General features: G+C 70.2%; 3 protein-coding genes. All 3 read left to right on the top strand.

The genetic code is table 11. The annotated features are described in order from the left end of the window. Positions 1 to 702, top strand: a 702-nt coding sequence (locus VGH68_RS19070; RefSeq protein WP_331605243.1) for a triphosphoribosyl-dephospho-CoA synthase, incomplete at its 5' end; no start/stop codon positions are given. Positions 703 to 707: 5 nt separating this feature from the next. After that, on the top strand, positions 708 to 1040 hold the full coding sequence (locus VGH68_RS19065) for a malonate decarboxylase subunit delta (protein WP_331605242.1): 333 nt from the start codon (positions 708 to 710) through the stop codon (positions 1038 to 1040). Then, a partial coding sequence (locus VGH68_RS19060) for a biotin-independent malonate decarboxylase subunit beta (protein ID WP_331605241.1) occupies positions 1037 to 1616 on the top strand: 580 nt, incomplete at its 3' end. The genes VGH68_RS19065 and VGH68_RS19060, both read left to right, overlap by 4 nt.

Raw genomic sequence — 1616 nt, 5'->3', positions numbered from 1 at the left:
CGCGCGGCGCGCCGCCGCGGCGAACCGTCCGCGCTGCTGCGCACCGAACTCGCGCAGATCGGCCGCGCAGGCGAACAGCAGATGCTGCGCGCGACCGGCGGCAGCAACGCGCATCGTGGCGCGATCTGGATCATCGGCTTGCTCGTCGCCGGTGTGGCGCTGCAGACACCGGCCAGCGCTCGCGCGCTGACACGACTATCGAGCACTATCGCGCATCCTGACCCCGCGCGCGTCTGCGCGCTGGCCGCGCGGATCGCCTGCTTTCCGGACCGCTTCGCCGCGTCCACCGACAGCCATGGCGAACGCGCGCGCCAACGCTATCAGGTCGGCGGCGCGCGGCGCGAAGCGCAGGACGGTTTTCCGCACGCGCTCGATATCGGCCTGCCCGCGTTGCACGCGGCGCGCGCGCGCGGGATCGACGAAAACGCCGCGCGCGTCGACGCGCTGCTCGCGATCATGACCACGCTCGACGATACCTGTCTGCTGCATCGCGCGGGCCTCGCCGGTTTGCATGCCGGCCAGCGCGGCGCGCAGCGCGTGCTCGACGCGGGCGGCAGCGCGACACACGCGGGCCGCGTCGCGCTCGACACGCTCGAGCGCGAGCTGTTGTCGCTGAACGCATCGCCTGGCGGCGCGGCTGATCTGCTCGCCGCCACCCTCTTTCTCGACATGCTGGCGCCTCGCGACGCCGGCCGGAGCTGAGCCTCATGGAACATCTGACCTTCGAGTATCCGGCGCGCCGCGCCGTCAAGACCCGCGCGCACGTCGGCGTGGTCGGTTCGGGCGATCTGGAAGTGCTGCTCGCGCCCGCCGGCACCGGCGACGCCGCGAATACCGGCAACGCACTGAGCGCGCAGGTGGTCGTGCGCACGAGCGTCGACGGCTATAGCCACATCTGGAAGAGCGTGCTCGATCGCTTTTTCACGCACTACGACGGCGCCGCGCAGATCGAAATCAACGACTTTGGCGCAACGCCCGGCGTGGTCGCGTTGCGCCTCGCGGAAGCGGTCGAAGCCGCCGAGGAAGGAGACGCCGCATGAGTGACGCCACGAATGTTCAAACTGCGGTTCAACCCGCGGTTCAAACCACCGCGCCAACCACGACGCCGCTGCGCGACAGTTTTATCGAGTTGCCCGCGCGCGAACGCGCCCGCGTGCTGCTCGATGCGGGCAGCTTCCGCGAACTGCTGGGGCCGTTCGATCGCATCGAGTCGCCGTGGCTGCCGTTGCAAGGCATCGTCTGCCAGGCCGACGACGGCTGCGTGATTGCACGCGGCACGATCGACGGCGAGCCGGCCGTGGTTGCCGCGATCGAGTCCGCGTTCCAGGGCGGCAGCATCGGCGAAGTGTCGGGCAGCAAGATCGCGGCCGCGCTGGAGATGGCGTTGCGCGACTGCGAACGCGGCAAGCGCGTGCGCCCGGTCGTGGTATTCGAAACCGGCGGCGTGCGGCTGCAGGAAGCGAACCTCGGGCTCGCAGTCATCGCCGAGATTCAGGCGGCGATCGTTGCACTGCGCCGACATGTGCCGGTGGTCGGCGTCATCGCGGGGATGGTCGGCTGCTTCGGCGGCATGTCGCTCGCGGCCGCGTTGTGCTCGTATCTGGTCGTGACGAAGC

The organism is Paraburkholderia sp., from assembly GCF_036488505.1.
In the GTDB taxonomy this organism is placed as follows: Bacteria; Pseudomonadota; Gammaproteobacteria; order Burkholderiales; family Burkholderiaceae; genus Paraburkholderia.
Note: the sequence above shows the minus strand (reverse complement) of the source record. Positions and strands in the feature narration are given on the sequence as shown.

Excerpts from the sequence above, each read along its gene's own strand:
- VGH68_RS19065 (WP_331605242.1), top strand. The coding sequence starts at position 708 with ATGGAACATCTGACCTTCGAGTATCCGGCGCGCCGCGCCGTCAAGACC.